This window comes from Sphingomonas sp. Xoc002 (genome assembly GCF_050408055.1).
Taxonomy (GTDB): Bacteria; Pseudomonadota; Alphaproteobacteria; order Sphingomonadales; family Sphingomonadaceae; genus Sphingomonas; species Sphingomonas yabuuchiae.
The window spans coordinates 20,506-40,702 of sequence record NZ_CP191175.1 but is presented as its reverse complement, the minus strand read 5'-3'; the positions used below and the strand labels follow the sequence as shown (position 1 = coordinate 40,702).

Below are 20,197 nucleotides of genomic sequence, written 5' to 3'. Positions count from 1 at the left end.
AAAGCATGGTGGAGGGGTGTCCACGATAGCGAGCGTCGACCAACTTCTCCCGCCGGGACACCCCTCCGTCAGGCCTGCGGCCTGCCACCTCCCCTTCGCGGGGAGGAATAGGGTGAATCGCAATCACCCCTAATGAAAGTCGCGCGAGCGGGGCAGCAGGCGGACATCGCGGGGATGGACCCCGCGCTGCGCCGGAGCCCCACGCGGATCGTGCGAGCGGGTGGCGGCGGCAGGCACATCCTCCAGCCGGGTCAGCATCGCGCTGCGATCCTCGACCCCTGCGGTCATCAGGTGGATCACGCCCTCCTCGCTGCGCTGGACGACACCGTGGATCAGCATCAGCCGCGAGGCCATCACCGCGCGCCGGTTCGCCTCGAAATCGCGCGCCCACATCAACGCGTTGACGATGCCCGTCTCGTCCTCAATCGTGACGAAGATCGCATTGCCCTTGCCCGGTCGCTGGCGGACCAGCACCACCCCCGCTACCTTGGCCCGCCGCCCATCGGCCAGATGGCCCAGATCGGCGGCGGACAGGATGCCTTCGCTTGCCAGCTCGCGGCGCAGGAACGCCATGGGATGGCCTTTCAGCGACAGCCGCGTCGCGCGGTAATCGGCGCTGACCTGTTCGGACAGCGGCATGGGCGGCAGCGAGACATCGGGTTCGGCGGCCATTTCGGGGGCCTCCATCGCCGCGAACAGCGGCAATTGCGCCGACTTCATCCGCCGCGCCTCCCACTGCCCCTCGCGCCGTCCGCGGCTCAGCGAGCGATAGGCGTCGGCCTGTGCCAGCAGGTCGAGCGCACGGCGCGGCAGCTGCGCCCGGATCGCGACCGACTCGATGGTCTCATAGGGGGCGTGATCCGCAATTCCCTTGCCCCACGCCTCGCGAAAGGCATCGACCTGCCGAAAGCCCAGCCGCAGAGCGAAGGTTCCGTCCTCCCGCCGCTCCAGCCGGTTGTCCCAGCCGCTGAAATTCACATCGACCGGCCGCACCTCGACCCCGCCATTCTCGCGCGCGTCGCGGACGAGCTGCGCGGGCGCATAGAAGCCCATCGGCTGGGCGTTCAAAAGCGCACAGGTGAAGATCGCGGGCTGATGGCGTTTCAGCCAGGCCGAGACATAGACCAGCCGGGCGAAGGACAGCGCATGGCTTTCGGGAAAGCCATAGGAGCCGAACCCCTCGATCTGCTTGAAGCACCGCTCGGCGAATTCGGGCTCGTACCCGCGCGCGACCATGCCGCCGATCATCTTTTGCTGGAACCCGTCCATTCCCCCGACCTTGCGGAACGTCGCCATGGCACGGCGAAGCTGATTGGCCTCGTCGGGGGTGAACTTGGCGGCGGTGATGGCGAGTTTCATCGCCTGTTCCTGAAACAGCGGCACGCCGTACGTCTTGCCGAGCAAGGTGCGCAGTTCGTCCGCCGGGCCATGATCGGGATGCGGCGAGGGATAGGTCACCGCCTCCTTTTGTGCCCGCCGCCGCAGATAGGGATGGACCATGTCGCCCTCGATCGGCCCCGGCCGCACGATCGCCACCTGCACGACCAGATCGTAGAATTCGCGGGGCTTCAGCCGGGGCAGCATGTTGATCTGCGCGCGGCTCTCCACCTGGAACACGCCGATGCTGTCGCCCCGTTGCAGCATCTTGTAGACGGCCGCGTCCTCATCCTGCGCCAGCGTGTCGAGATCGGGACGGGCCAGGCCGTTCGCTTCCATCAGATCGAACGCCTTGCGGATGCAGGTCAGCATGCCCAGCGCCAATATGTCGACCTTCATGATCTTCAGCTCGTCGATATCGTCCTTGTCCCATTCGATGAAGGTTCGCCCCTCCATCGCGCCGTTGTGGATCGGCACCGTCTCGTCGAGCCGCCCCTGCGTTAGCACGAAGCCGCCGACATGCTGCGACAAATGACGCGGCGCGCCCAGCAACCGGTCGACCAGGGTGCGCAGGCGGGCGATCTCGGGATTGTCGGGGGAGAAACCGGTTTCGTGGAACCGCTTTTCCTCGAACTGTTTGGAAAAGCTGCCCCAGACGGTGCTGGTCAGCCTTTGCGTCACATCCTCGCTCAGCCCCAGCGCACGGCCGACCTCGCGCACCGTGCTGCGCGGGCGGTAATGGATGACAGTGGCGGCGATGGCGGCGCGGTGGCGGCCATAGCGGCCATAGATATACTGGATCACCTCCTCGCGCCGTTCATGCTCGAAATCGATGTCGATATCGGGCGGCTCGCGGCGCTCCTCCGATACGAAGCGCGAGAAGAGCAGGTCATATCGCACCGGATCGACCGAGGTGACGCCCAGGACCCAGCAGACCGCCGAATTGGCCGCCGACCCGCGCCCCTGGCAGAGAATGGGCGGGTCCACCGTCCGCGCGAAGCGGACGACATCATGCACGGTCAGGAAATAATGTGCATATCCGCACCGGCGGATCAGCCCGAGTTCCTCGTCCAGCAAGGCGCGCAGCTTGACCGGAACGCCGTTCGGATAGCGCTCCGCGGCTTCGCGCCGGACCAGTCCCTCCAGCCAGTCCTGTGCGTCCCAGCCCTGTGGGACCGGCTCGTCGGGATATTGGTAGGAGATATGATTCAGACGGAAGGCGATCCGTTCCAGGATCGCCATGCTCTCCGCCACTGCTCCCGGCCGGTCGGCGAACAGACGCGCCATTTCGACACCGGGTTTTAGATGCCGCTCGGCATTGGCCGCCAGCCGCCGCCCCCCGGTGCGCACGGTCAGCCCTTCGCGGATGCAGGTCAGTATATCCTGTACCGGACGGTCCGCAGGTGAAGCGCACAGCGCATCGGTGGTGGCGAGCAGGGGCACCCCCCGCGCCTCGGCCAGTGCGGCATGCGCCATCAGCCGCCGCCGGTCCGCCCCCGATCGCGGCATGGTCACGCCCAGCCACACCCGCCCCGGCGCCGCCGCCACCAGCCGGTCGAGCGTCGCCGCCAGCCCCGGATCGGCGCGCCTGGGGGGCAGCATCGCATCCGTCATCGGCTCGCAGGGCCGCGCACTCGACTTGGGGAGTGCGATCAGCAGCAGATCCTCGGCATGGCGGATCAGGTCGCCCAGCCCCAGGATACAGCCGCCCTTGCGCGCCCGCTTGTTGCCCGTCGTCAGCAACCGGGTCAGCCGCCCCCAGCCCGTTCGGTCGATCGGATAGGCGACGATGTCCGGCGTGCCATCGGCGAAGACGAGGCGCGCGCCGACGACCAGTTCGAAAGGCCGCATCCGGTCACCGAGCGTCTCGCGGATCTCCCGCAGCGCCCGGTAGGCCCGCACCACCCCCGCCACCGTGTTGCGGTCGGCAATGCCGATTCCGTCCAGCCCCAGCACGATCGCCCGCTGAACCATCGCCTCCGCCGAGCTTGCGCCGTCGAGGAAGGAATAATGCGTCGCCGCGACCAGTTCGGCGAAGTCGGGCATTTACCCTTTTCCTCCCCTGCAAGGGGAGGTGGCAGTCCGAAGGACTGACGGAGGGGTGTCACCGTCGGAGAGGATGGATGCCCTCGCAACCGGTGACACCCCTCCACCATGCCGCGCATGGTCCCCCTCCCCTTGCAGGGGAGGAATATCGGCCCGCCCCCTCACGCGAACAGCCCATGCACATACCAGCGCGGCCGCTCGGTTTCGGTGTAGAGCCCATGGCGGAAGATCCAGAAGCGCCGCCCGCGCACATCCTCGACCCGGTAATAGTCCCGTGTCGGCGGCGCCATGTCGGCGCGGCGCCACCATTCGCCCGCGATCCGCTCCGGCCCTTCCGCGCGCGCCACGTCGTGCATCTTGCGCCGCCAGCGAAACCGCGCCGGCGGGCCATCGGGCGTCTCGGCGGCGAGCGATTCGATCGGCTGGGGCGGGTCGAACAGGTGAATCGGCCGCAAGGGCGGCTCGCCCGGCTCGGGCCGGGTCCATTCGGCCTTGGGCGCGGGATCGGTCGCGGGCAGCAGCAATTCGGCCTGTTCGGGCACATGGCTGTCGCGGGGATGGATCCGCCGCACCCGCTCGCGCCCCAGCCGCGTGCCCAGCCGGTCGATCAGCGCCGCCACCGCCTCCGACTTGGCCTCGCCGCCCTCCAGCCGAAGCTGCACCGCGTCCAGCTTCTCGGCCAGCCCGACATCCAGCCGCATCAGGTCATATCCGAAACCGGGGTCGAGCGGATCGGCCAACGCCTCGATCCGCTCGCGGAACAGCCGCAGCAGCACGGCCGGATCGCGGGTCGGCTGCCCCGTCTCGACCCGCAGATGCTGCACCTCGCCATCCGAACGGAACAGCCGCGCGTCCCAGCGCCGCCCGCCCTCGTGCCGCTCCTCCAGCACGCGCGCCGCCTCTCCCGTCAGCTCCTCCAGAACGCCCAGCATATGCTCGGTCCGCGCCACCGGCTCGGCAAAGCGCCGCTCCACCCCGACCGGCGCGGCGACGGTGCGGGGGGTCAGCGGGCTGTCCTCCTCCCCGGTCAACCGCCGCAGCGCCGTCGCCGCCTCCCGCCCGAAGCGCGCCGCGATCGTCGCCATCGGTCGCGCCAGCACATCGCCGACCGACTTCAGCCCCGCCGCGATCAGCGCCGCGCCGGCATCCTCGTCCAGTTCCAGCGCCGCGACGGGCAGGCGACGGATCGCCCCCATTTCGTCGGGCGCCGGAGCGCCCGCATGCCGCGCCAGCGCACGTGCCGCTTCTGGCGTATCGCCATAGGCCAGCCGCACGGTCAGTCCCCGCCGCGCCATCCGCGTCTCGATATCCTCGGCAAGGCCCCGCTCGCCGCCGAACAGATGATCCGCCCCGCCCGAATCGAGCACCAGCCCCTGCGGCGGATCGAGCGCCACCGCCGGGCTGTAGCGCCGCGCGCCCTCGGCCAGCCGCTCCAGCCAGTCGGCATCGGCGGCGGGGTCGTGCGGAAAAATCTCGACCTCGGGCACCCGCGCGCGCGCATCGGCCAGCGTCAGCCCGACCGACAGCCCCGCCGCTGCTGCCTGGGCGTTCAGCGCCGCCAGGCGAATCGCGCCGCCGACCGATTCGGCAAAGGCGATCGGCGCCTCATCCCGCGCCACGAACAGGTGCGGGCGCCGGGCCCGCAACCGCTCGATCGGCAACCAGGGGAAGACGAGCGCCAGATAGCGGCGCGGGGTCGAAGCTTTGCGTGTCACGGTTCCACTCCACGCGCCACCGGGCGCCCGCGGGCCCTCCCCTTCGGCGCAGCAATTCCAGATCATAGGCCGGTGCCCCCGGCGCCTCCGCCGCCAGCGCCCGCGAGGGGGCGGAGGCGACCGACCAGCGGGTCGCCGCCGCGCTGGGCACGACCTGGCCACCGACGCGCAGCACCAGCATCAACACCCCCGAGGCTTCGGCCGCCAGCATCAGCCGTCGCGACGCGGTCAGGTCCAGCCCGCGCATCGCCCCCCAGCCTTCCGCGATCACCGTCCCCAGCCCCGGACAGCGCGCGCCATCGGCGGCGGCGCGCAGCAGCGCGGCATCATCGGCGACCACCACCACGACCAGCTCGGCGGGGTCGAGTCCCATCGCGACCAGCCCCAGCCCATGGAGTCGCCCGCCCTGCCGCTCGGCCGCCTCGGTGCGCAGCCACAGGATCGGCCGCGCGCCCACCGTCAACGCACAGCCCAGCGCCAGCCCAGCGCCGCTCGCCGCTTCGCCTTCCGAAAGCGCATGGATCTCATGGAGCTGCGCAACCGCCAGCCGAACCTCGAAGCCCCGTCCCGACTCCATCCCGCCATCATCGCCCGGCGCCACCAGAGCGGCGGCGCGGCGCAGACGATCGATCAGGGCAAAGGGCTCCTCCATATATGTTCTTGTAATGTTCTAAGATCGGAGTCGCCAGCCGTAAAAAAATTGAAAAAAGTGCTTGCCGGATTCGAAACCCACATCTAATAGCCCGCCTCACCCCAGCCGGTCAGCCGGTTCGGAACGCCAGAGCGGGCGTAGCTCAGGGGTAGAGCACAACCTTGCCAAGGTTGGGGTCGAGGGTTCGAATCCCTTCGCCCGCTCCAGCGATCTCTCGGATGAGATCGCCTTCGTCGCATAGCGACGGTCTTCATATGACCTGACGATAAACGACGGCATGGATCGTTACCATCGCTTGTTTCGTCAGAAGATTTTCACATTCTTCTCTGGATGCTGCCGATAATGGCGCAATCGTGATTCCATCGTCCCCACATGGATTTCGAGCTTGTGGCCGTCGGGATCGAGAAAATAGGTCGAACGCCCTTCGCTTCGATCCTCTTTCCAGATGGCATACTCCGCCACCAATCGTACGCTGAGCGCGGTGTAATCCTCTTCCGATACGCTGAAGGCGATATGACTATAATCGGCGTGTGGTCTACGGCGTGCCTCGTCATCGCGAGACAGGCATAACCATAACGATCCCGCCTCCAGATACGCGCCATCCGCCCAGATCGCACGGACCGTGCAGCCCAGCACATCCCGGTAAAATGCCACGGACCTTTCGAGATCGACGACGGCGAGCGTGATGTGATTCAATCCGGTGATGCCTGCGGCCATGTTCTCACGCCTTGTTTGCGCAGCCAGCATCGGAGGAGGCGCCGTGCCGATCAAGTCATGGTCCGTGGATGCCCATCCTCGACGCCCCGCGCTATTTGATCTCCATGCCGATTCGCCCCGCCACCCCCGCCGACGCCGATGCCATCGCCGCGATCATCCTGCCGGTGATCCGTGCGGGGGAGACCTATGCGCTCGATCCCGCGATGACCTAAGAGGCGGCGCTCGCTTACTGGTTCGGGGGCGACAAGACGGTCTTCGTGTTCGAAGAGGACGACGCCATCCTCGGCACCTATTATCTGCGCGCCAATCAGGCGGGCGGCGGGGATCATGTCGCCAATGCGGGCTATATGACCGGCCCCGCCGCGCGCGGGCGCGGGGTGGCGCGGGCGATAGCGCAGCATTCCTTCGACGAAGCCCGCGCGCGGGGCTTTGCCGCGATGCAGTTCAACTTCGTCGTCGCCAGCAATGAGGCCGCCGTGCATCTGTGGACGGCGCTGGGCTTCGCCACGGTCGGAAGGGTGCCGGAGGCGTTCCGGCACCCAAATTTGGGTCTGGTCGATGCCTTGGTGATGCACCGTCCCCTATGATCAGCCCGCCCGCGCGACCTGGAAGCCTGCAAAGGACTGGCTGACCGGCATCAGCTCCAGCCGGTTGATGTTGAGGTGCGGCGGCAATTCGGCGACCCAGAGCAGCGTCGCGGCGATATCCTCGGCGGTCATCGGGTCGGAACCCGCATAGAGCGCGTCCGACGCCGCCTGGTCGCCGCCGGTGCGGATGGTGGTGAACTCGGTCTCGACCATGCCCGGCTCGACCGAAGTGACGCGCACCCCCTTGCCGTGCAGGTCCGCGCGCAGGTTCAGCGAGAATTGCTTCACGAACGCCTTGGTGCCGCCATAGACGTTGCCGCCGGTATAGGGATAGTTCGCCGCCACCGAGGACAGGTTGATGATCGCCCCGCGCCGTTCGATCAGCCGGGGCAGCAGCCGATGGGTGATGGTGATCAGCCCGTCGATATTGGTCGCGATCATCGTCCGCCACTGGGCCAGATCGCTGTCCTGGGCGGGCTTGGTGCCGAGCGCGAGGCCCGCATTGTTGATGAGCAGATCGATCTCGGCGAATTCCGGCGGCAGGCCGCCCAGCGCGGCGTCGAGCGCCTCCTCATCGGTGATGTCGAAGGCCAGCGGATGAAAGGCCGCCCCCAGCTCGTCGGCCAGCGCCTGGAGCCGGTCCGCGCGGCGGCCCGTCCCGATCACCCGCCATCCGGCCGCGACAAAAGCACGCGCGGTGCCCGCACCGATTCCGGCGGTCGCCCCCGTCACCAGAACTGTCTTCGTCATCCGTCCAACTCCCTCTCAAGCGGTTTGCCTGCTGGTATCCGGCGGGGCCGGGCACCTGCTGGTATCCGGCGGGGCCGGACATGGCAAAGCGTACGCGGTGCACAAGGCGGCAAGACCGGCCTCTGTTCCCGCTCCTTATCCAAGCAACAGAAATACCGGGCTTTTCCCGGATGGCCGGGATATCTGGATGGCGCCATGATCGGCCCGGGAGAAGACAGGCATGGACTATCGACCAGGCCAGCCGCGACGAATCGCCAGTGACCGCTCGCGCGGCCCCTTCCCCCGTGCGCAGGGCGGACGGTGCGATTTCCGGCCCGCGCTGACCGGCGCAGCGACCGAGGCGGATGGCGCCATGACGGTCCGCGCAATCTATCCTTGCCCGGAAGACGAGGCGGTGGACGGCTGGGTCCCGGTCCGTTGGTAGCGCCACGGTTGCGGGGGCCCGATCGCCCTCCCACATAAGCGGGGCGGCCGCCTTGGGGTCGCATCAGCCAGGACCCCTCATGCCCCGCCGCCTTCGTATCGATTTCGTCTCCGACATTTCCTGCCCCTGGTGCATTATCGGGCTGCGCGGGCTGGAGATCGCATTGGAGCGACTGAAGGACGAGTGGGGCGATACGGTCGAGGCGGACATCCATTTCCAGCCCTTCGAGCTGAACCCCGCCATGGCGCCCGAGGGCGAGAATATCGTCGAGCATATTGGCCGCAAATATGGCGCGACGCCCGAACAGTCGGCCGCCAACCGCGCCAATATCCGCGAGCGGGCGGCCTCGGTCGGCTTCACCATGGCGATGGCCGACAATGCGCGCATCTATAACAGCTTCGATGCGCACCGGCTGCTCCACTGGGCGGAGATGGAAGGGCGGCAGGCGGCGCTAAAGCACGCGCTGTTCGACAGCTATTTCACGCGTGGCGAGGATATCTCGAACCATGACGTGCTGGTCGCCGCCGTGAGCCGCGCCGGGCTGGACGCCGACGAGGCCCGCGCGATCCTGTCGTCCGACCGCTATGCGACCGAGGTGCGCGAGGCGGAGCGGTTGTGGCAGGGACGCGGCATCCAGTCGGTGCCCGCCATCGTGATCGACAACCGCTATCTCATCTCGGGCGGACAGCCGCCCGAATCCTTCGAGCAGGCGCTGCGCCAGATCGCCGCCGAACCTGCTGCTGCCTGATTTCACGGAAAGGACAGTCCCCATGGCCGACACCCGTTATGCCAAGACCGAGGAAGCGCTCGCGAAGCTGACGCCCGAACAATATTATGTGACGCAAGAGAGCGGCACCGAGCGCCCCGGGACCGGCGAATATCTCCACACCTGCGAGCCGGGCCTGTATGTCGACATCGTCTCGGGCGAGCCGCTGTTCGCCTCGGCCGACAAGTTCGATTCGCATTGCGGCTGGCCCAGCTTCACCCGGCCGATCGAGCCCGCCCATGTCAACGAACTGCGCGACACCACGCACGGCATGGTCCGTACCGAGGTCCGTTCGGCGCATGGCGACAGCCATCTGGGCCATGTCTTCCCCGACGGCCCGCGCGATCGCGGCGGTTTGCGCTATTGCATCAACTCCGCCTCGCTGCGCTTCGTGCCGCTTGGGGATATGGAGGCGCAGGGATATGGCGATTATGTCGACCAGGTCCGCGCCGCCGAACAGGGCTAAAATTCCTCCCCTGCAAGGGGAGGGGTGTCACCGCTGGCGAGGTTCGCCCACCTCACCAGCCCGGACACCCCTCCGTCAGTCCTGCGGACTGCCACCTTCCCTTGCAGGGGAGGAATCCGCATTGACGTTTACGGCACCTTTTGCCCGTCCGATCGTTTGGCCTCCGCAACGATAAGGTTCGGGAAACAGGGGCAATGTTGGCGACGATGATCTGGGGTTGGGCTCCGCTGTTGATGGCGGCACCGCTGGCGCCCCAGCAGACCACCGATCCCGTCCCCACCGCCGCGCGCATCACCCCCGATGCCGCAGCGGGCGATACGCAGCGCACGCCGACCCGCCGCCGCCCGGTCCGCCCCTCCGACAGTGCGCCCTCGGCGATCACCGCCGACACGCGCCGCACGCCGCCGCCGGGGATCATCGGCGACTGGCATGACATCCGCACCCGCCTGAACCAGCGCGGCATCACCGTCACCGCGCGTTACGCCTCGGAAAGCGCCGCCAACGTCACCGGCGGGCGCAAGACGCTGTTCCGCGAGACGGGCCAGTTCGACGCAGGCGCGCTGTTTGACCTGGAAAAGGTGATGGGGCTGAAGGGCGGGGCATTTCAGGCCACCCTCACCTATCGCCGGGGCCGTAACCTCAGCGACGATGCGAATCTCGGCACGCTGCAACAGGTGCAGGAGGTTTACGGGCGCGGCCAGACGCTGCGCCTGACCCAATTCTGGTACGAGCAGCGGATCGGCGAGCGGTTCGAGCTGAAGCTGGGCCGCACCAATCCGGGCGAGGATTTCGCGATCTTTTCCTGCCACTTCATGAACTTGAGTTTCTGCGGCGCGCAGCCGGGCAATCTGGTCGGCGACTATTGGCAGAACTGGCCGGTCAGCCAATGGGGCGCGCGGCTGCGCTACGAACCGCGCGACGACCTGTATGTCCAGGGCGCGGTTTATGAGATCAATCCGCGCAACCTCGACAATGATTTTTTCATCGGCCACTTCAAGGGCGCGACCGGCGTGCTGGTCCCCGCCGAAATCGGCTGGATCCGCAATGCCAGTGCCGGTCGGATCGGGTCGTACAAGCTGGGCGGCTGGATCGCGACGGCCGATGCGCCGGACGTATTCCTCGACGTGAACCGCAGACCCGTGGCGATCACCGGCCTGACCCCGCTGGAACGCAGCAGCCGCTACGGCGTGTACGTCAACATCCAGCAACAGCTGACCGGTGAGACCAAGGACGGCAAGGCGGAAAACGGCCTCAGCGTCTTCCTCAACGCCACCCAGGCCGACCGCGCGACCAGCGTGACCGACAATCAGGTCGCGGCCGGGCTGTTCTACAAGGGGCTGGTCCCCGCCGTGCCCGGCGACGTGCTGGGCTTCGGCGTGGCGCGGACCCATGTGAACGGGCGCGTCGCGGACGGGCAGCGGCTCGATCCCACCCGGCCCGCCGTACAGGGCTCCGAATATGCCGCCGAAGTCTATTACAGCATCCATCCGGCGGAGTGGCTGGAGATGCGGCCCAACGTCCAGTTCGTCCACCATCCCGGCGGCTATGCGCAGGCGGATGACGTCACCATATTGGGGCTGAAGGCCGCCTTCACCCTGTAACGCCCCTGATTCACGACCCGTTCAATAGGCGGCGCGCAAGGACAGGCGTGCCCAAAGGAGTGATTTGATGATCCGTTCGATGATGGCGTCCGCCCTGCTGGCGCCGACCGCCATGGCCATGGTCGCCGCCCCCGTGCCCGCCCTGGCGCAGGCCAATGGCGATCTGGCGGCGGTGCAGCGTCACCTGCAATCGGTGCAGACGATGACCGCCGACTTCACCCAGACCGACCGCGCGGGCAAGGTACTGACCGGCACGCTGACCATGAAGAAGCCGGGCAAGATCCGGTTTCAATATGAAAAGGGCGTGCCCCTGTTGATCGTCGCCGATGGCGGCGCGCTGACCTTCATCGATTATTCGGTCAAGCAGGTGCAGCGCTGGCCGATCAAGAACTCGCCGCTGGGCGTGCTGCTCGACCCTGCCCGTGACATCGGCCGTTATGCCAAGGTCGTACCCAGCGCCGACCCGCGCCTGCTCTCGGTCGAGGCGAACGATCCGAAGCATCCCGAATATGGCAAGATCACCCTGGTCTTCGCCCGCGATGCCGCCGCCCCGGGCGGGCTGATGATGCAGGGCTGGGTCGCGCTCGACAGCCAGAACAACCGCACGACGATTCGCCTGTCCAACCAGCGTTTCGGCGTGCCGGTGGACGACAAGGCGTTCCGATTCAACGATCCCCGGAGGACGGCGGCGCGTAACTGAACGCTGGCGGACCGTTTCATTCATCCGGGCGACAGGTTCGCTGCCCTATCAAGGCGTTGCGGTTGAGGGGCCTTCGAGATTCCCCCCTGTTGCTCGGACGAGCACCCTCATCCCGCCTGCGTGACGAACGCTAGGTCGGCCCTCGCTCCATGCCCCCGGAGCGGGGGCCTTTCCGTTTCTCCACTTATTCCGCCCCTGCAAGGGGAGGTGGCAGGCCGCGGGTCTGACAGAGGGGTGTCACCCCTCTCGATAGCGAGTGGCAGGTCGGATTGCCCCCGGCAATCCTCGAACCCGCGGGGCGGGTTCGACCTGCCACTCCCCTCCGACGCGCTAGGCGCGCCACCTCCCCTTGCAGGGGAGGAATGCGGAGCAGGTAATCTTGTCTCACTCCCCTGCCCCCGCTACATCGCATCCCGTGAAAATCGCCTCCTGGAACATCAATTCGGTGCGTTTCCGCGCCGCGATCGTCGAGCAATTCCTGAAGGAAGCCGCGCCCGATGTGCTGTGTCTTCAGGAGACGAAGGTCGTCGATGACGACTTCCCCTTCGAGCTGTTCCGCTCGCTCGGCTATGAGCACATCATCATTCATGGCCAGCGGATGCATCACGGCGTCGCGATCGTCGCGCGCGTGCCCATCGCCGAGGACGACCACCTCGACTGGCAGGCCAATGCCGAGGCGCGGCATGTCGGTATCCGCCTGCCGAACGGCGTGCGGCTGGAGAATGTCTATATCCCGGCGGGCGGCGACGTGCCCGACCGTGAGGTGAATCCGAAATTCGGCCAGAAGCTCGATTTCCTCGGCCGCATGATCGACTGGTCGGGCCAGCTCGACTGCCCGACGATCCTGACCGGCGACTTCAACATCGCCCCGCTCGAATCGGACGTGTGGAGCCACAAGCAGCTGCTCGACGTGGTCAGCCATACCCCGATCGAGGTGGAGACGCTGGCGAGGTTGCAGGCGTCCAACGACTGGGTCGATCTGGGCCGCCACTTCATCCCCGCGCCGCAGCGGCTCTATACCTGGTGGAGCTACCGCGCGAAGGACTGGGCGGCGTCGGATCGCGGGCGGCGGCTCGACCATATGTGGGCGACGCGCGACGTGGCCGACAAGGCGGTGGCGCATCAGGTGTTCGAGCCGTGCCGCAGCTGGCTGAAGCCCTCCGACCATATCCCGATCATGACGGAATTCGATTTTTGAGCGCCGATCCGAAGGCCGCCGCCCGCGCGATCGATGCGCTGCGCCGGGGCTGGCCGATCGCGATTGCGGGCCAGCCGCTGCTGGCGGTCGAGACGGCCGATCCGCTGCGCCTTGCCGCCTTCGATCCGGAGGGCCAGGCGCCCGTCCTGATCTCGGCGGGGCGCGCCGCGACGTTGAAGCTGACCAACCAGTTGGAGGCCGCCGATCCTGACGCCGCCGTGCTGGTCGAGCGTGCGCCCTGGGTCGACTTCGCCGCCGCGACCGCCTTGGCCGATCCGCAATTCGATCTGGCCACGCCTTTGAAAGGGCCGTTCCGCGCCCTCCCCCTGCCCAATCCGGCGGTCGCCGCAGCGGCGATCCGGTTCGCGCGGATCGCCGGGATGCTGCCCGCCTTCTTCGTCGGCGGTACCGGTGTCGAGGCGGAGATTTCGCTCGCCGACATCGCCGCGCATGAAAATGCCGAGGCGCTCGCCATCGCCACCCGAGCGCGCCTGCCCGTGGCGGGGGCGGAGGATGCCGAGATCGTCGCTTTCCGCTCGCCCCATGCGGCGGGCGAGCATGTCGCGCTGCTGATCGGCCAGCCGAACGGCCAGCCGCCGCTCGTCCGGCTGCACAGCGAGTGCCTGACCGGCGATGTGCTCGGCAGCCTGAAATGCGATTGCGGGCCGCAGCTTCATGCCGCGATCCATGCGATTGCCACATCGGGCTGGGGCATATTGCTCTATCTGCGGCAGGAGGGGCGCGGGATCGGCCTGGTCAACAAGCTGCGTGCCTATCAGCTTCAGGATCAGGGCTTCGATACGGTCGACGCCAACACCCGGCTGGGCTTCGCGATCGATGCGCGGGACTTCGGCGTGGCGGCGCGGATGCTGACCCTGATGGGGCAGGACAAGGTGCGGCTGCTGACCAACAATCCGGCCAAGGTTGCGGGACTGGGAGCCGCAGGGGTGCAGGTGATCGAGCGGGTCGCGCACAGCCTGCCGCCCAATCCGCATAACGAACGCTATCTCGCGACCAAGCGCGATCGGACGGGGCACCAGCTTTAAGGAGCGCGTCGCGTTCTTTCCGAAGAATGGTTCGCGCGGAGACGCAGAGGCGCGGAGAGGATTCGCTCGCGGTTAGGTGGAACTGCTTTCACTGCGGTTGCGATGAGAGGGCCGCTGTCGCGGCAAGCCAGACACCTCTGCGTTCTCCGCGCCTCCGCGCGAACATCATATCTTCTTCTAAACCTTACCCCCGCCGCGCGATTCCCCGGGCGATGATCGTCGCCTCCGCCTCCGCCAGCACCGATCCGGCATTGCCCGGCGCCATCACCGCGCGTTCGGCCGCGCGGATACGCGCCATCGCGCGGGCCAGCATGGCGGGGGTCCAGCGGCGCAGCGCACGCGAGGTCTTCGCTTCGTCGCGAAAGAAGACGCGGTGGCGCTTCATCACCGCGTCGACCGGCTCGCCCGCATCGACATCGGCGCGCATCTCGGCCAGCGCCACCAGCCGCCGGGCCAGCGCACGTAGCCAGGGGATGGGCGAGGCCCCGCCCTCGTCGAGCAGCGCCAGTTCCCCGCCCAGATCGCCCACGCGTCCCTCGACCACCGCCTCGACTACGTCGCCCATCTCGACCTCGCCCAGATCGGCGCCGATCGCATCCATCGCGGCGTGATCGACCTCGCGCGGGCGATCCGGCGCGGCGTCGAGGTAAAGCGCCAGCTTCTCCAGCTCGCGCATCATCACCGAACGGTCGGCGGCCGCCGCTTCGACCAGTCGCGCCGGCACGCCCGCCGCCAGCCGCAAGCCCATCTCGCCGCCGATCGTCGTCGCCAGCCGCTCCGCATCGGCGGCGGTGGGCGCATAGCAGCCGAACGCCATCGCCCGCGGCGAATCGAGCGCCAGTTTCACGATCTTGGCGGTCGTCTTGACCGTGGGGGCGATGGCGACGACCGGATTGCCCGCCGACTCGGCCTCCAGCAGCGCAGTGAACGCCGCCAGCCCTTCCTCGCCGACGCTGGCGATCCGGATATGGCGCGGGCCGCCGAACAGCGACATGGCCGCCGCTTCGTCGGTCAGGCGGGCGGGATCGCTTTTCAGCGTGGCCGAATCCAGGTCGATCCGCTCGGCATCCTGCCCCATCGCCTTGGCGAGGATTCGCGCCAGTTCGCTCGCCCCCGCCTCGTCGGGGCCATGGAGCAGGTAGAGGCGGATATCGGCGGAGGGACGCCCCAGCGCCTGTCGGATCTGGTTGGCGTTAGCCTTCAAGACCAACGGGCCTTCATTGGCGGGCGGGCACCATCGCCTCGCCGGGTCGCGACCGGGCATAGGTGGCCAGCCGCGCGACGATTTCGTCCGCAACGATCACCGACAGCCGCTCCAAAGCGGTGTTTTCCGCCGCGATGGTCGCATATTCGGAGCGGACCACGTCGATCCCCGCGTCCGATCCGGCGGTGGAATCGACGAGCACCGCGTTGCTCGTCTGGTCGACCAGCTGATAGCGCGCGCGCAGGATACGGCGTTCACGCACCACCGAATCGTCGCGCCGCACGCCAAGCCCGCGAATCTGGTCGTCCAGCTTCACGTCGAGCCGATAGCGCGCCGTGCCGGTCTTGCCGCCCAGCCGGTCGTTCAGCGCATTGGCCATCAGCCAGCCCGCCTTCCCCTGAATCGGCGCGACCTCGATCTGCGACAGGGCATTCGCGACCGGACCCGAGCCGCCGCCCGCATAAAGCGGATGCAGCCCACAGCCCGACAGACCCAGCGTCAGCGCCAGACCGGCAGCGATCAGGGGAAGCGTGCGGTTCATGCGACGATGTTCACCAGACGGTCGGGCACCACGATCACCTTCTTCGGGGTTGCGCCGTCGAGCGCGCGGACGATCTTCTCGGACGCCAGCGCGGTCGCCTCCAACTGATCCTTGGGCAGCCCCTTGGCGACGGTCAGCGTGTCGCGCAGCTTGCCGTTGACCTGCACCGCCACGGTGACTTCGTCCTCCACCAGCAGGCTTTTGTCGACCGCCGGCCAGGCGGCGTCGGCGATCAGGCCCTCCTGGCCCATGCCCGCCCAGGCTTCCTCGGCCATGTGCGGGACCATCGGCGCGACCAGCAGCATGGTGGTGCGGATCGCATCGTTGCGGGCGGCCGACGGCTTGGCCTTTTCGATGGCGTTGACCAGCTCGTACAGCTTGGCGACCGCCTTGTTGAAGGCCAGCGCCTCGATATCCGCCGCGACGCCCGCGATGGTCTGGTGCAGCTTGCGGGAAAGCGCCTTGTCCTCACCCTCGGCCGCTTCCGAGCCGTCGAACAGACGCCACAGGCGCTGGACGAAACGCCACGACCCCTCGATGCCCGACTCCGACCAGGGCAGGTCGCGCTCGGGCGGGCTGTCGGACAGCATGAACCAGCGGACCGCGTCCGCGCCGTACTGATCCACGATCGGCTCGGGATCGACGGTGTTCTTCTTAGACTTGGACATCTTCTCGACGCGGCCGACGGTGATCGGCTGACCGGTCGCGATCTCGATGCCGTCGCGAATCTCGCCGGGTGCGAGCCAGCGGCCGTCCGAGGACTTGTAGCTCTCGTGCGTGACCATGCCCTGCGTGAACAGGCCCGCAAAGGGCTCCGCCACGTCGATCAAGCCGATATGCTTGAGCGCGCGGGTCCAGAAGCGGGCGTAGAGCAGGTGCAGGATCGCATGCTCGACGCCGCCGATATACTGCCCGACGGGCAGCCACTGCTTCACCACCTCGGGATCGAACGGACGATCCTTGGGCTGGCTGGCGAAGCGGATGAAATACCAGGACGAATCGACGAAGGTGTCGAGCGTGTCGGTTTCGCGCCGGGCGGGCTTGCCGCAGGTCGGGCAGTCGACATGCTTCCACGTCGCATGGCGATCGAGCGGATTGCCGGGGACGTCGAAGGTCACGTCCTCGGGCAAAGTCACCGGCAACTGGTCCTTGGGGACCGGCACCGCGCCGCAGTCGTCGCAATGGATGATCGGGATCGGCGTGCCCCAGTAACGCTGGCGGCTGACGCCCCAGTCGCGCAGGCGGTACACGGTCTGGCCCTGCCCCCAGCCCTCGCTTTCGGCGCGGGTGATGACGGCGGCCTTGGCGGCCTCGACATCCATGCCGTCGAGCGGACCGGAGTTCACCAGACGCCCGGTGCCGGTAAAGGCGGTGTCGCCCTCGAACATCGGCGCGGTGACATCGCCATCGGCGACGACGCGCGTGACGCTCAAGCCGTACTTCCGCGCGAAATCCAGGTCGCGCTGGTCATGCGCGGGCACGCCCATGACGGCGCCCGTGCCGTAATCCATCAGCACGAAGTTCGCGATATAGACGGGCAAGGTGATGCCGTCGTCCATCGGATGCTGCATCCGATAACCGGTGTCGAAGCCCAGCTTTTCCTGGGTTTCCAATTCGGCCGCGGTCGTGCCGCCCGCCTTGCAGCGCTCGATAAAGGCGGCCGCGTCGGCATTGGTTTCGGCCAGTTCGCGCGCGATCGGGTGATCCGCCGCGATCGCGACGAAGCTCGCCCCGAAGATGGTGTCGGGACGGGTCGAATAGACCTCGATCGGCGTCGCAAAGGGCGCCACGGGGGCGAAGCGGAACTGAAGGCCCTTGCTGCGGCCGATCCAGTTCTCCTGCATCAGCTTCACCTTGTCGGGCCAATGCTCGAGCGTCGTCAGACCCTCCAGCAGCTCGTCGGCGAAGTCGGTGATCTTCAGGAACCACTGGTTCAGCTTGCGCTTCTCAACCAGCGCGCCCGAGCGCCAGCCGCGCCCGTCGATCACCTGTTCATTGGCCAGCACGGTCATGTCGACCGGGTCCCAGTTGACCGCCGATTCCTTTCGATAGACCAGGCCGCCTGCGTACAGGTCGAGGAACAGCGCCTGCTCATGCCCGTAATAATCGGGCTCGCAGGTCGCGATCTCGCGCGTCCAGTCGAGCGCGAAGCCCAGCCGCTTCAGCTGCGCCTTCATCGTCGCGATATTGTCGCGGGTCCAGCCGCCCGGATGGACGCCCTTTTCCATCGCGGCATTCTCGGCGGGCATGCCGAACGCGTCCCAGCCCATCGGGTGGAGCACCTCATGCCCGATCATCCGGCGATAGCGCGCCAGCACGTCGCCCATCGTATAGTTGCGGACATGCCCCATATGGATGCGCCCCGACGGATAGGGAAACATCTCAAGGACATAGGACCGGGGCTTGGGGCTGTGGTCGTCGGCGGCGAAGGTGCGCCGTTCTTCCCAGATCCGCTGCCAGGTCGAATCCGATTTCAGGGCATTGTAACGCGAAGCCATTCGGGTGGTCTTTTACTTCGTGATCGAGGCGCGGCGCAGGTCGCGCGCCTTGGTGAGGATGATGTCTTCAAGCTTCTGGATGGTGGCCGCCTGCACCGGCGCCTCCACCCACTGGCCGCCGCGATTGACTTCGCGCAGGGCGGTCACGCGCAACGCATCGGCGCGCAGATCCTGGTCGAGGATGGTGACGGTGACCTTCATCCGCTCGGTCGGGACCTGCGGATTGACATACCAGTCGGTGACGATGACGCCGCCATTGGAGTCGGTCTCGGCCAGCGGCATGAAGCTCAGCGTGTCGAGGCTGGCACGCCACAGATAGGAATTGACGCCGATCGTGGTGATCTTCGACGCGGCCAGATCGCCCTGCGGGCGCTCCTTCTTGCCGGCACAGGCGCCGAGCGACAAAGCGGCGATTACCGCGAACGCGGTGGCGGAACGGCGAAGCATCGGCATTATCCTGACTGCGATGAAGGACGGGAATAAGGGTTGCCTATAGCCTCTACAGGGGTGCCGACACCCCGGCAAGCGCCGGACATCATGGACGATGCGACCGATTCTGTGGAGGTTGCGCAACACTCGGACAAGATTCGCGATCACGGGCGTAACAATGGGATCGCTCACGACCGATTCCATGTTAGGAGCAATCTTGCAAAAGGGTCTCATAAAAGGGGTGGACCGTGTCGTTCGGGCGTATCGTGATCGGAATCGCAATCGGGGCGCTCGCCGCCACGACCGCGATGGTCGCGCCCGCCATCGGTGCGGTCGACCAGAATAAGCACCCGGTCAAGTCACGGGCACTCAGCCTGCTCGGCCGTGGTGGTTTTACCCCGTCCGCCGCAGACCCCCGGCTCGCCGCTATCTTCGCCAAGAGCGGACTCGATGCGGGCGATCTGCGCTTCACCCCCGCGGAGAGCCAGCGTGGCGTCAACCGCCCCGTGGTCATTGCGGTGCGTGCGCAGAGCAGCCGCACCAGTGAGGAACGCGTCGCCGCCAACACCGCGCCGACCGTCGGCTTGGCCCCGATCTCCTATAATCTGGGCGTGTCGGTCGGCTGGAAGCGTGTCGCGCTGTCGGGTGATATCGCGCGTGTCGATCTGGCCGGGCTGCCGGGCAGCCGCGAAAGCGCCGATGTGGCGGTCAGCTATACCGCGAGTCGCTTCACTGGCCGCGTAAAGGCCTCGACCGACCGCCCGATCGACGGCGCACCGAAGATGATCGACATGCCGTCCAGCTATTCGCTCGACATGGGCGGCTCCTATTCGCTGACCCGCAATCTCGATGTGACGGCGGGTGTCCGCTATCGCTCGGATCGTGAGCGTCTGGCCCGGATCGACGACGATCGCCGCAACAGCCAGGCGGTTTATCTGGGAACGGCCTTCCGCTTCTGATTCCTGCTGTCCATCGCGGACCCGGCATGGATTTCCCGTCAGTCTGATCTGACGTCGATCACGGTTACCCCCGCTGGCTCTTGCCCCTTCAAACGTCGGGTGGGCGCGACGCTGGGATTGGTCGGATAGCTTCTCCCATCGAAACGCAAGCGCACACGATAGCCGGGCAGGATGCCGCCGCCGCTGACCAGCACGCTCAGATCATGCCAACCCTTCGTACTGCTATTCAGAACGCGGATAGGCGGACGCGTGATGCTGATATCGGATACTGCATGATAGCCGGTCGGCGTCAGTGTCAGGATCGTCAGATCGCACCCACCCGAGCCACATAGGCTGACGTCCTGGCCATCCTCGCGTGCTTGCCTAGCATAGACTAACGCCTCGGGTCGACCGTCGCCGTTCAGATCACGGAGCGCATAATCATACCGGGTGAGTTTCAGGTCGCGGACATAGGCGGCCAGCCCAGCAGGAATCGGCATCGGCTCGGCCAAGGCGGCCAGAACCAGCAAAACCATCATGAC

The 20,197-nt window shown here is 67.1% G+C and carries 18 protein-coding genes, 1 tRNA gene and 1 pseudogene; 10 read left to right on the top strand and 10 right to left on the bottom strand.

The genetic code is table 11. The features are described from left to right. Positions 1–129 precede the first annotated feature (129 nt). The 3 genes from ACQR50_RS00205 to ACQR50_RS00195 all read right to left on the bottom strand — a co-directional run bounded on the left by ACQR50_RS00205 (position 130) and on the right by ACQR50_RS00195 (position 5,790). Positions 130–3,423 carry an error-prone DNA polymerase gene (locus tag ACQR50_RS00205; RefSeq protein WP_428969353.1) on the bottom strand — a complete coding sequence of 1,098 codons (3,294 nt, stop codon included), beginning with the start codon at positions 3,421–3,423 and terminating at the stop codon, positions 130–132. Between the two features lie 161 nt (positions 3,424–3,584). After that, entirely contained in the window at positions 3,585–5,138 is a 1,554-nt protein-coding gene (locus tag ACQR50_RS00200) for a Y-family DNA polymerase (protein WP_428969352.1), read from the bottom strand. Continuing rightward, positions 5,029–5,790 (bottom strand): hypothetical protein, encoded by a 762-nt coding sequence (locus tag ACQR50_RS00195; RefSeq protein ID WP_428969351.1) that lies wholly within the window; start codon positions 5,788–5,790, stop codon positions 5,029–5,031. Before ACQR50_RS00195 ends, ACQR50_RS00200 begins: the two co-directional genes overlap by 110 nt. Before the next feature lie 131 nt (positions 5,791–5,921). Here ACQR50_RS00195 and ACQR50_RS00190 point away from each other — a divergent pair. Then, positions 5,922–5,996, top strand: a tRNA-Gly gene (locus tag ACQR50_RS00190). A 97-nt stretch (positions 5,997–6,093) separates the two neighbouring features. Here ACQR50_RS00190 and ACQR50_RS00185 read toward each other — a convergent pair. Next, a complete protein-coding gene (locus ACQR50_RS00185) occupies positions 6,094–6,507 on the bottom strand; it encodes a VOC family protein (RefSeq protein WP_428969350.1) in 414 nt (137 codons plus the stop codon). Positions 6,508–6,611: 104 nt separating this feature from the next. On the opposite strand from ACQR50_RS00185, the pseudogene ACQR50_RS00180 reads away from it, so the two are divergent. Then, positions 6,612–7,094 (top strand): annotated as a pseudogene (locus ACQR50_RS00180) (N-acetyltransferase family protein). Here ACQR50_RS00180 and ACQR50_RS00175 read toward each other — a convergent pair. Further along, complete coding sequence (locus tag ACQR50_RS00175; RefSeq protein ID WP_428969349.1) at positions 7,095–7,844, bottom strand: SDR family NAD(P)-dependent oxidoreductase; 750 nt, start codon at positions 7,842–7,844, stop codon at positions 7,095–7,097. Between the two features lie 220 nt (positions 7,845–8,064). Between ACQR50_RS00175 and ACQR50_RS00170 the strand changes: the two genes are divergently transcribed. The 7 genes from ACQR50_RS00170 to ribA all read left to right on the top strand — a co-directional run bounded on the left by ACQR50_RS00170 (position 8,065) and on the right by ribA (position 14,045). Further along, the gene (locus ACQR50_RS00170; protein WP_428969348.1) at positions 8,065–8,268 is read left to right on the top strand and encodes a hypothetical protein; all 204 of its coding nucleotides are present in this window, start codon (positions 8,065–8,067) and stop codon (positions 8,266–8,268) included. 79 nt (positions 8,269–8,347) lie between these two features. Next, positions 8,348–9,016, top strand: a complete 669-nt coding sequence (locus ACQR50_RS00165; protein WP_428969347.1) for a DsbA family oxidoreductase — start codon at positions 8,348–8,350, stop codon at positions 9,014–9,016. A 22-nt stretch (positions 9,017–9,038) separates the two neighbouring features. Next, positions 9,039–9,500: a peptide-methionine (R)-S-oxide reductase MsrB gene (msrB, locus tag ACQR50_RS00160; RefSeq protein ID WP_428969346.1), complete on the top strand. Its 462-nt coding sequence runs from the start codon at positions 9,039–9,041 to the stop codon at positions 9,498–9,500. A 206-nt stretch (positions 9,501–9,706) separates the two neighbouring features. Then, positions 9,707–11,101 carry a carbohydrate porin gene (locus tag ACQR50_RS00155; protein ID WP_428969345.1) on the top strand — a complete coding sequence of 465 codons (1,395 nt, stop codon included), beginning with the start codon at positions 9,707–9,709 and terminating at the stop codon, positions 11,099–11,101. Between the two features lie 67 nt (positions 11,102–11,168). Continuing rightward, positions 11,169–11,801, top strand: coding sequence for a LolA family protein (locus ACQR50_RS00150; RefSeq protein ID WP_428969344.1), 633 nt, complete (start codon positions 11,169–11,171; stop codon positions 11,799–11,801). 415 nt (positions 11,802–12,216) lie between these two features. Then, positions 12,217–12,999, top strand: coding sequence for an exodeoxyribonuclease III (locus tag ACQR50_RS00145; protein ID WP_428969343.1), 783 nt, complete (start codon positions 12,217–12,219; stop codon positions 12,997–12,999). After that, a complete protein-coding gene (ribA, locus tag ACQR50_RS00140) occupies positions 12,996–14,045 on the top strand; it encodes a GTP cyclohydrolase II (protein WP_428969342.1) in 1,050 nt (349 codons plus the stop codon). The genes ACQR50_RS00145 and ribA overlap by 4 nt, the downstream gene beginning before the upstream one ends. A 184-nt stretch (positions 14,046–14,229) precedes the next feature. On the opposite strand, the gene holA is transcribed toward ribA, so the two are convergent. Genes holA through ACQR50_RS00120 form a run of 4 tightly spaced genes read right to left on the bottom strand, consistent with a single transcriptional unit; the run spans position 14,230 to position 18,735 of the window. Beyond that, on the bottom strand, positions 14,230–15,249 hold the full coding sequence (holA, locus tag ACQR50_RS00135) for a DNA polymerase III subunit delta (RefSeq protein WP_428970743.1): 1,020 nt from the start codon (positions 15,247–15,249) through the stop codon (positions 14,230–14,232). Positions 15,250–15,262: 13 nt separating this feature from the next. Next, entirely contained in the window at positions 15,263–15,790 is a 528-nt protein-coding gene (lptE, locus tag ACQR50_RS00130; protein ID WP_428969341.1) for an LPS assembly lipoprotein LptE, read from the bottom strand. Then, positions 15,787–18,288, bottom strand: a complete 2,502-nt coding sequence (gene leuS / locus ACQR50_RS00125; protein WP_428969340.1) for a leucine--tRNA ligase — start codon at positions 18,286–18,288, stop codon at positions 15,787–15,789. The genes lptE and leuS overlap by 4 nt, the downstream gene beginning before the upstream one ends. Before the next feature lie 12 nt (positions 18,289–18,300). Then, positions 18,301–18,735, bottom strand: coding sequence for a DUF3576 domain-containing protein (locus ACQR50_RS00120; protein WP_056439008.1), 435 nt, complete (start codon positions 18,733–18,735; stop codon positions 18,301–18,303). 248 nt (positions 18,736–18,983) lie between these two features. Here ACQR50_RS00120 and ACQR50_RS00115 point away from each other — a divergent pair, with 248 nt between their 5' ends. Beyond that, positions 18,984–19,676 (top strand): hypothetical protein, encoded by a 693-nt coding sequence (locus ACQR50_RS00115; RefSeq protein WP_428969339.1) that lies wholly within the window; start codon positions 18,984–18,986, stop codon positions 19,674–19,676. Positions 19,677–19,714: 38 nt separating this feature from the next. Here ACQR50_RS00115 and ACQR50_RS00110 read toward each other — a convergent pair whose 3' ends face one another. After that, positions 19,715–20,194, bottom strand: coding sequence for a hypothetical protein (locus ACQR50_RS00110; RefSeq protein WP_428969338.1), 480 nt, complete (start codon positions 20,192–20,194; stop codon positions 19,715–19,717). Between the last annotated feature and the right edge of the window lie 3 nt (positions 20,195–20,197).

What these genes read in the sequence shown, in the direction of transcription:
- ACQR50_RS00205 (WP_428969353.1), bottom strand. Translation starts at nt 3,423, where the DNA reads ATGCCCGACTTCGCCGAACTGGTCGCGGCGACGCATTATTCCTTCCTC.
- ACQR50_RS00195 (WP_428969351.1), bottom strand. Translation starts at nt 5,790, where the DNA reads ATGGAGGAGCCCTTTGCCCTGATCGATCGTCTGCGCCGCGCCGCCGCT.
- ACQR50_RS00185 (WP_428969350.1), bottom strand. Translation starts at nt 6,507, where the DNA reads ATGGCCGCAGGCATCACCGGATTGAATCACATCACGCTCGCCGTCGTC.
- ACQR50_RS00175 (WP_428969349.1), bottom strand. Translation starts at nt 7,844, where the DNA reads ATGACGAAGACAGTTCTGGTGACGGGGGCGACCGCCGGAATCGGTGCG.
- ACQR50_RS00170 (WP_428969348.1), top strand. Translation starts at nt 8,065, where the DNA reads ATGGACTATCGACCAGGCCAGCCGCGACGAATCGCCAGTGACCGCTCG.
- ACQR50_RS00165 (WP_428969347.1), top strand. Translation starts at nt 8,348, where the DNA reads ATGCCCCGCCGCCTTCGTATCGATTTCGTCTCCGACATTTCCTGCCCC.
- msrB (WP_428969346.1), top strand. Translation starts at nt 9,039, where the DNA reads ATGGCCGACACCCGTTATGCCAAGACCGAGGAAGCGCTCGCGAAGCTG.
- ACQR50_RS00155 (WP_428969345.1), top strand. Translation starts at nt 9,707, where the DNA reads ATGATCTGGGGTTGGGCTCCGCTGTTGATGGCGGCACCGCTGGCGCCC.
- ACQR50_RS00150 (WP_428969344.1), top strand. Translation starts at nt 11,169, where the DNA reads ATGATCCGTTCGATGATGGCGTCCGCCCTGCTGGCGCCGACCGCCATG.
- lptE (WP_428969341.1), bottom strand. Translation starts at nt 15,790, where the DNA reads ATGAACCGCACGCTTCCCCTGATCGCTGCCGGTCTGGCGCTGACGCTG.
- leuS (WP_428969340.1), bottom strand. Translation starts at nt 18,288, where the DNA reads ATGGCTTCGCGTTACAATGCCCTGAAATCGGATTCGACCTGGCAGCGG.
- ACQR50_RS00120 (WP_056439008.1), bottom strand. Translation starts at nt 18,735, where the DNA reads ATGCTTCGCCGTTCCGCCACCGCGTTCGCGGTAATCGCCGCTTTGTCG.
- ACQR50_RS00110 (WP_428969338.1), bottom strand. Translation starts at nt 20,194, where the DNA reads ATGATGGTTTTGCTGGTTCTGGCCGCCTTGGCCGAGCCGATGCCGATT.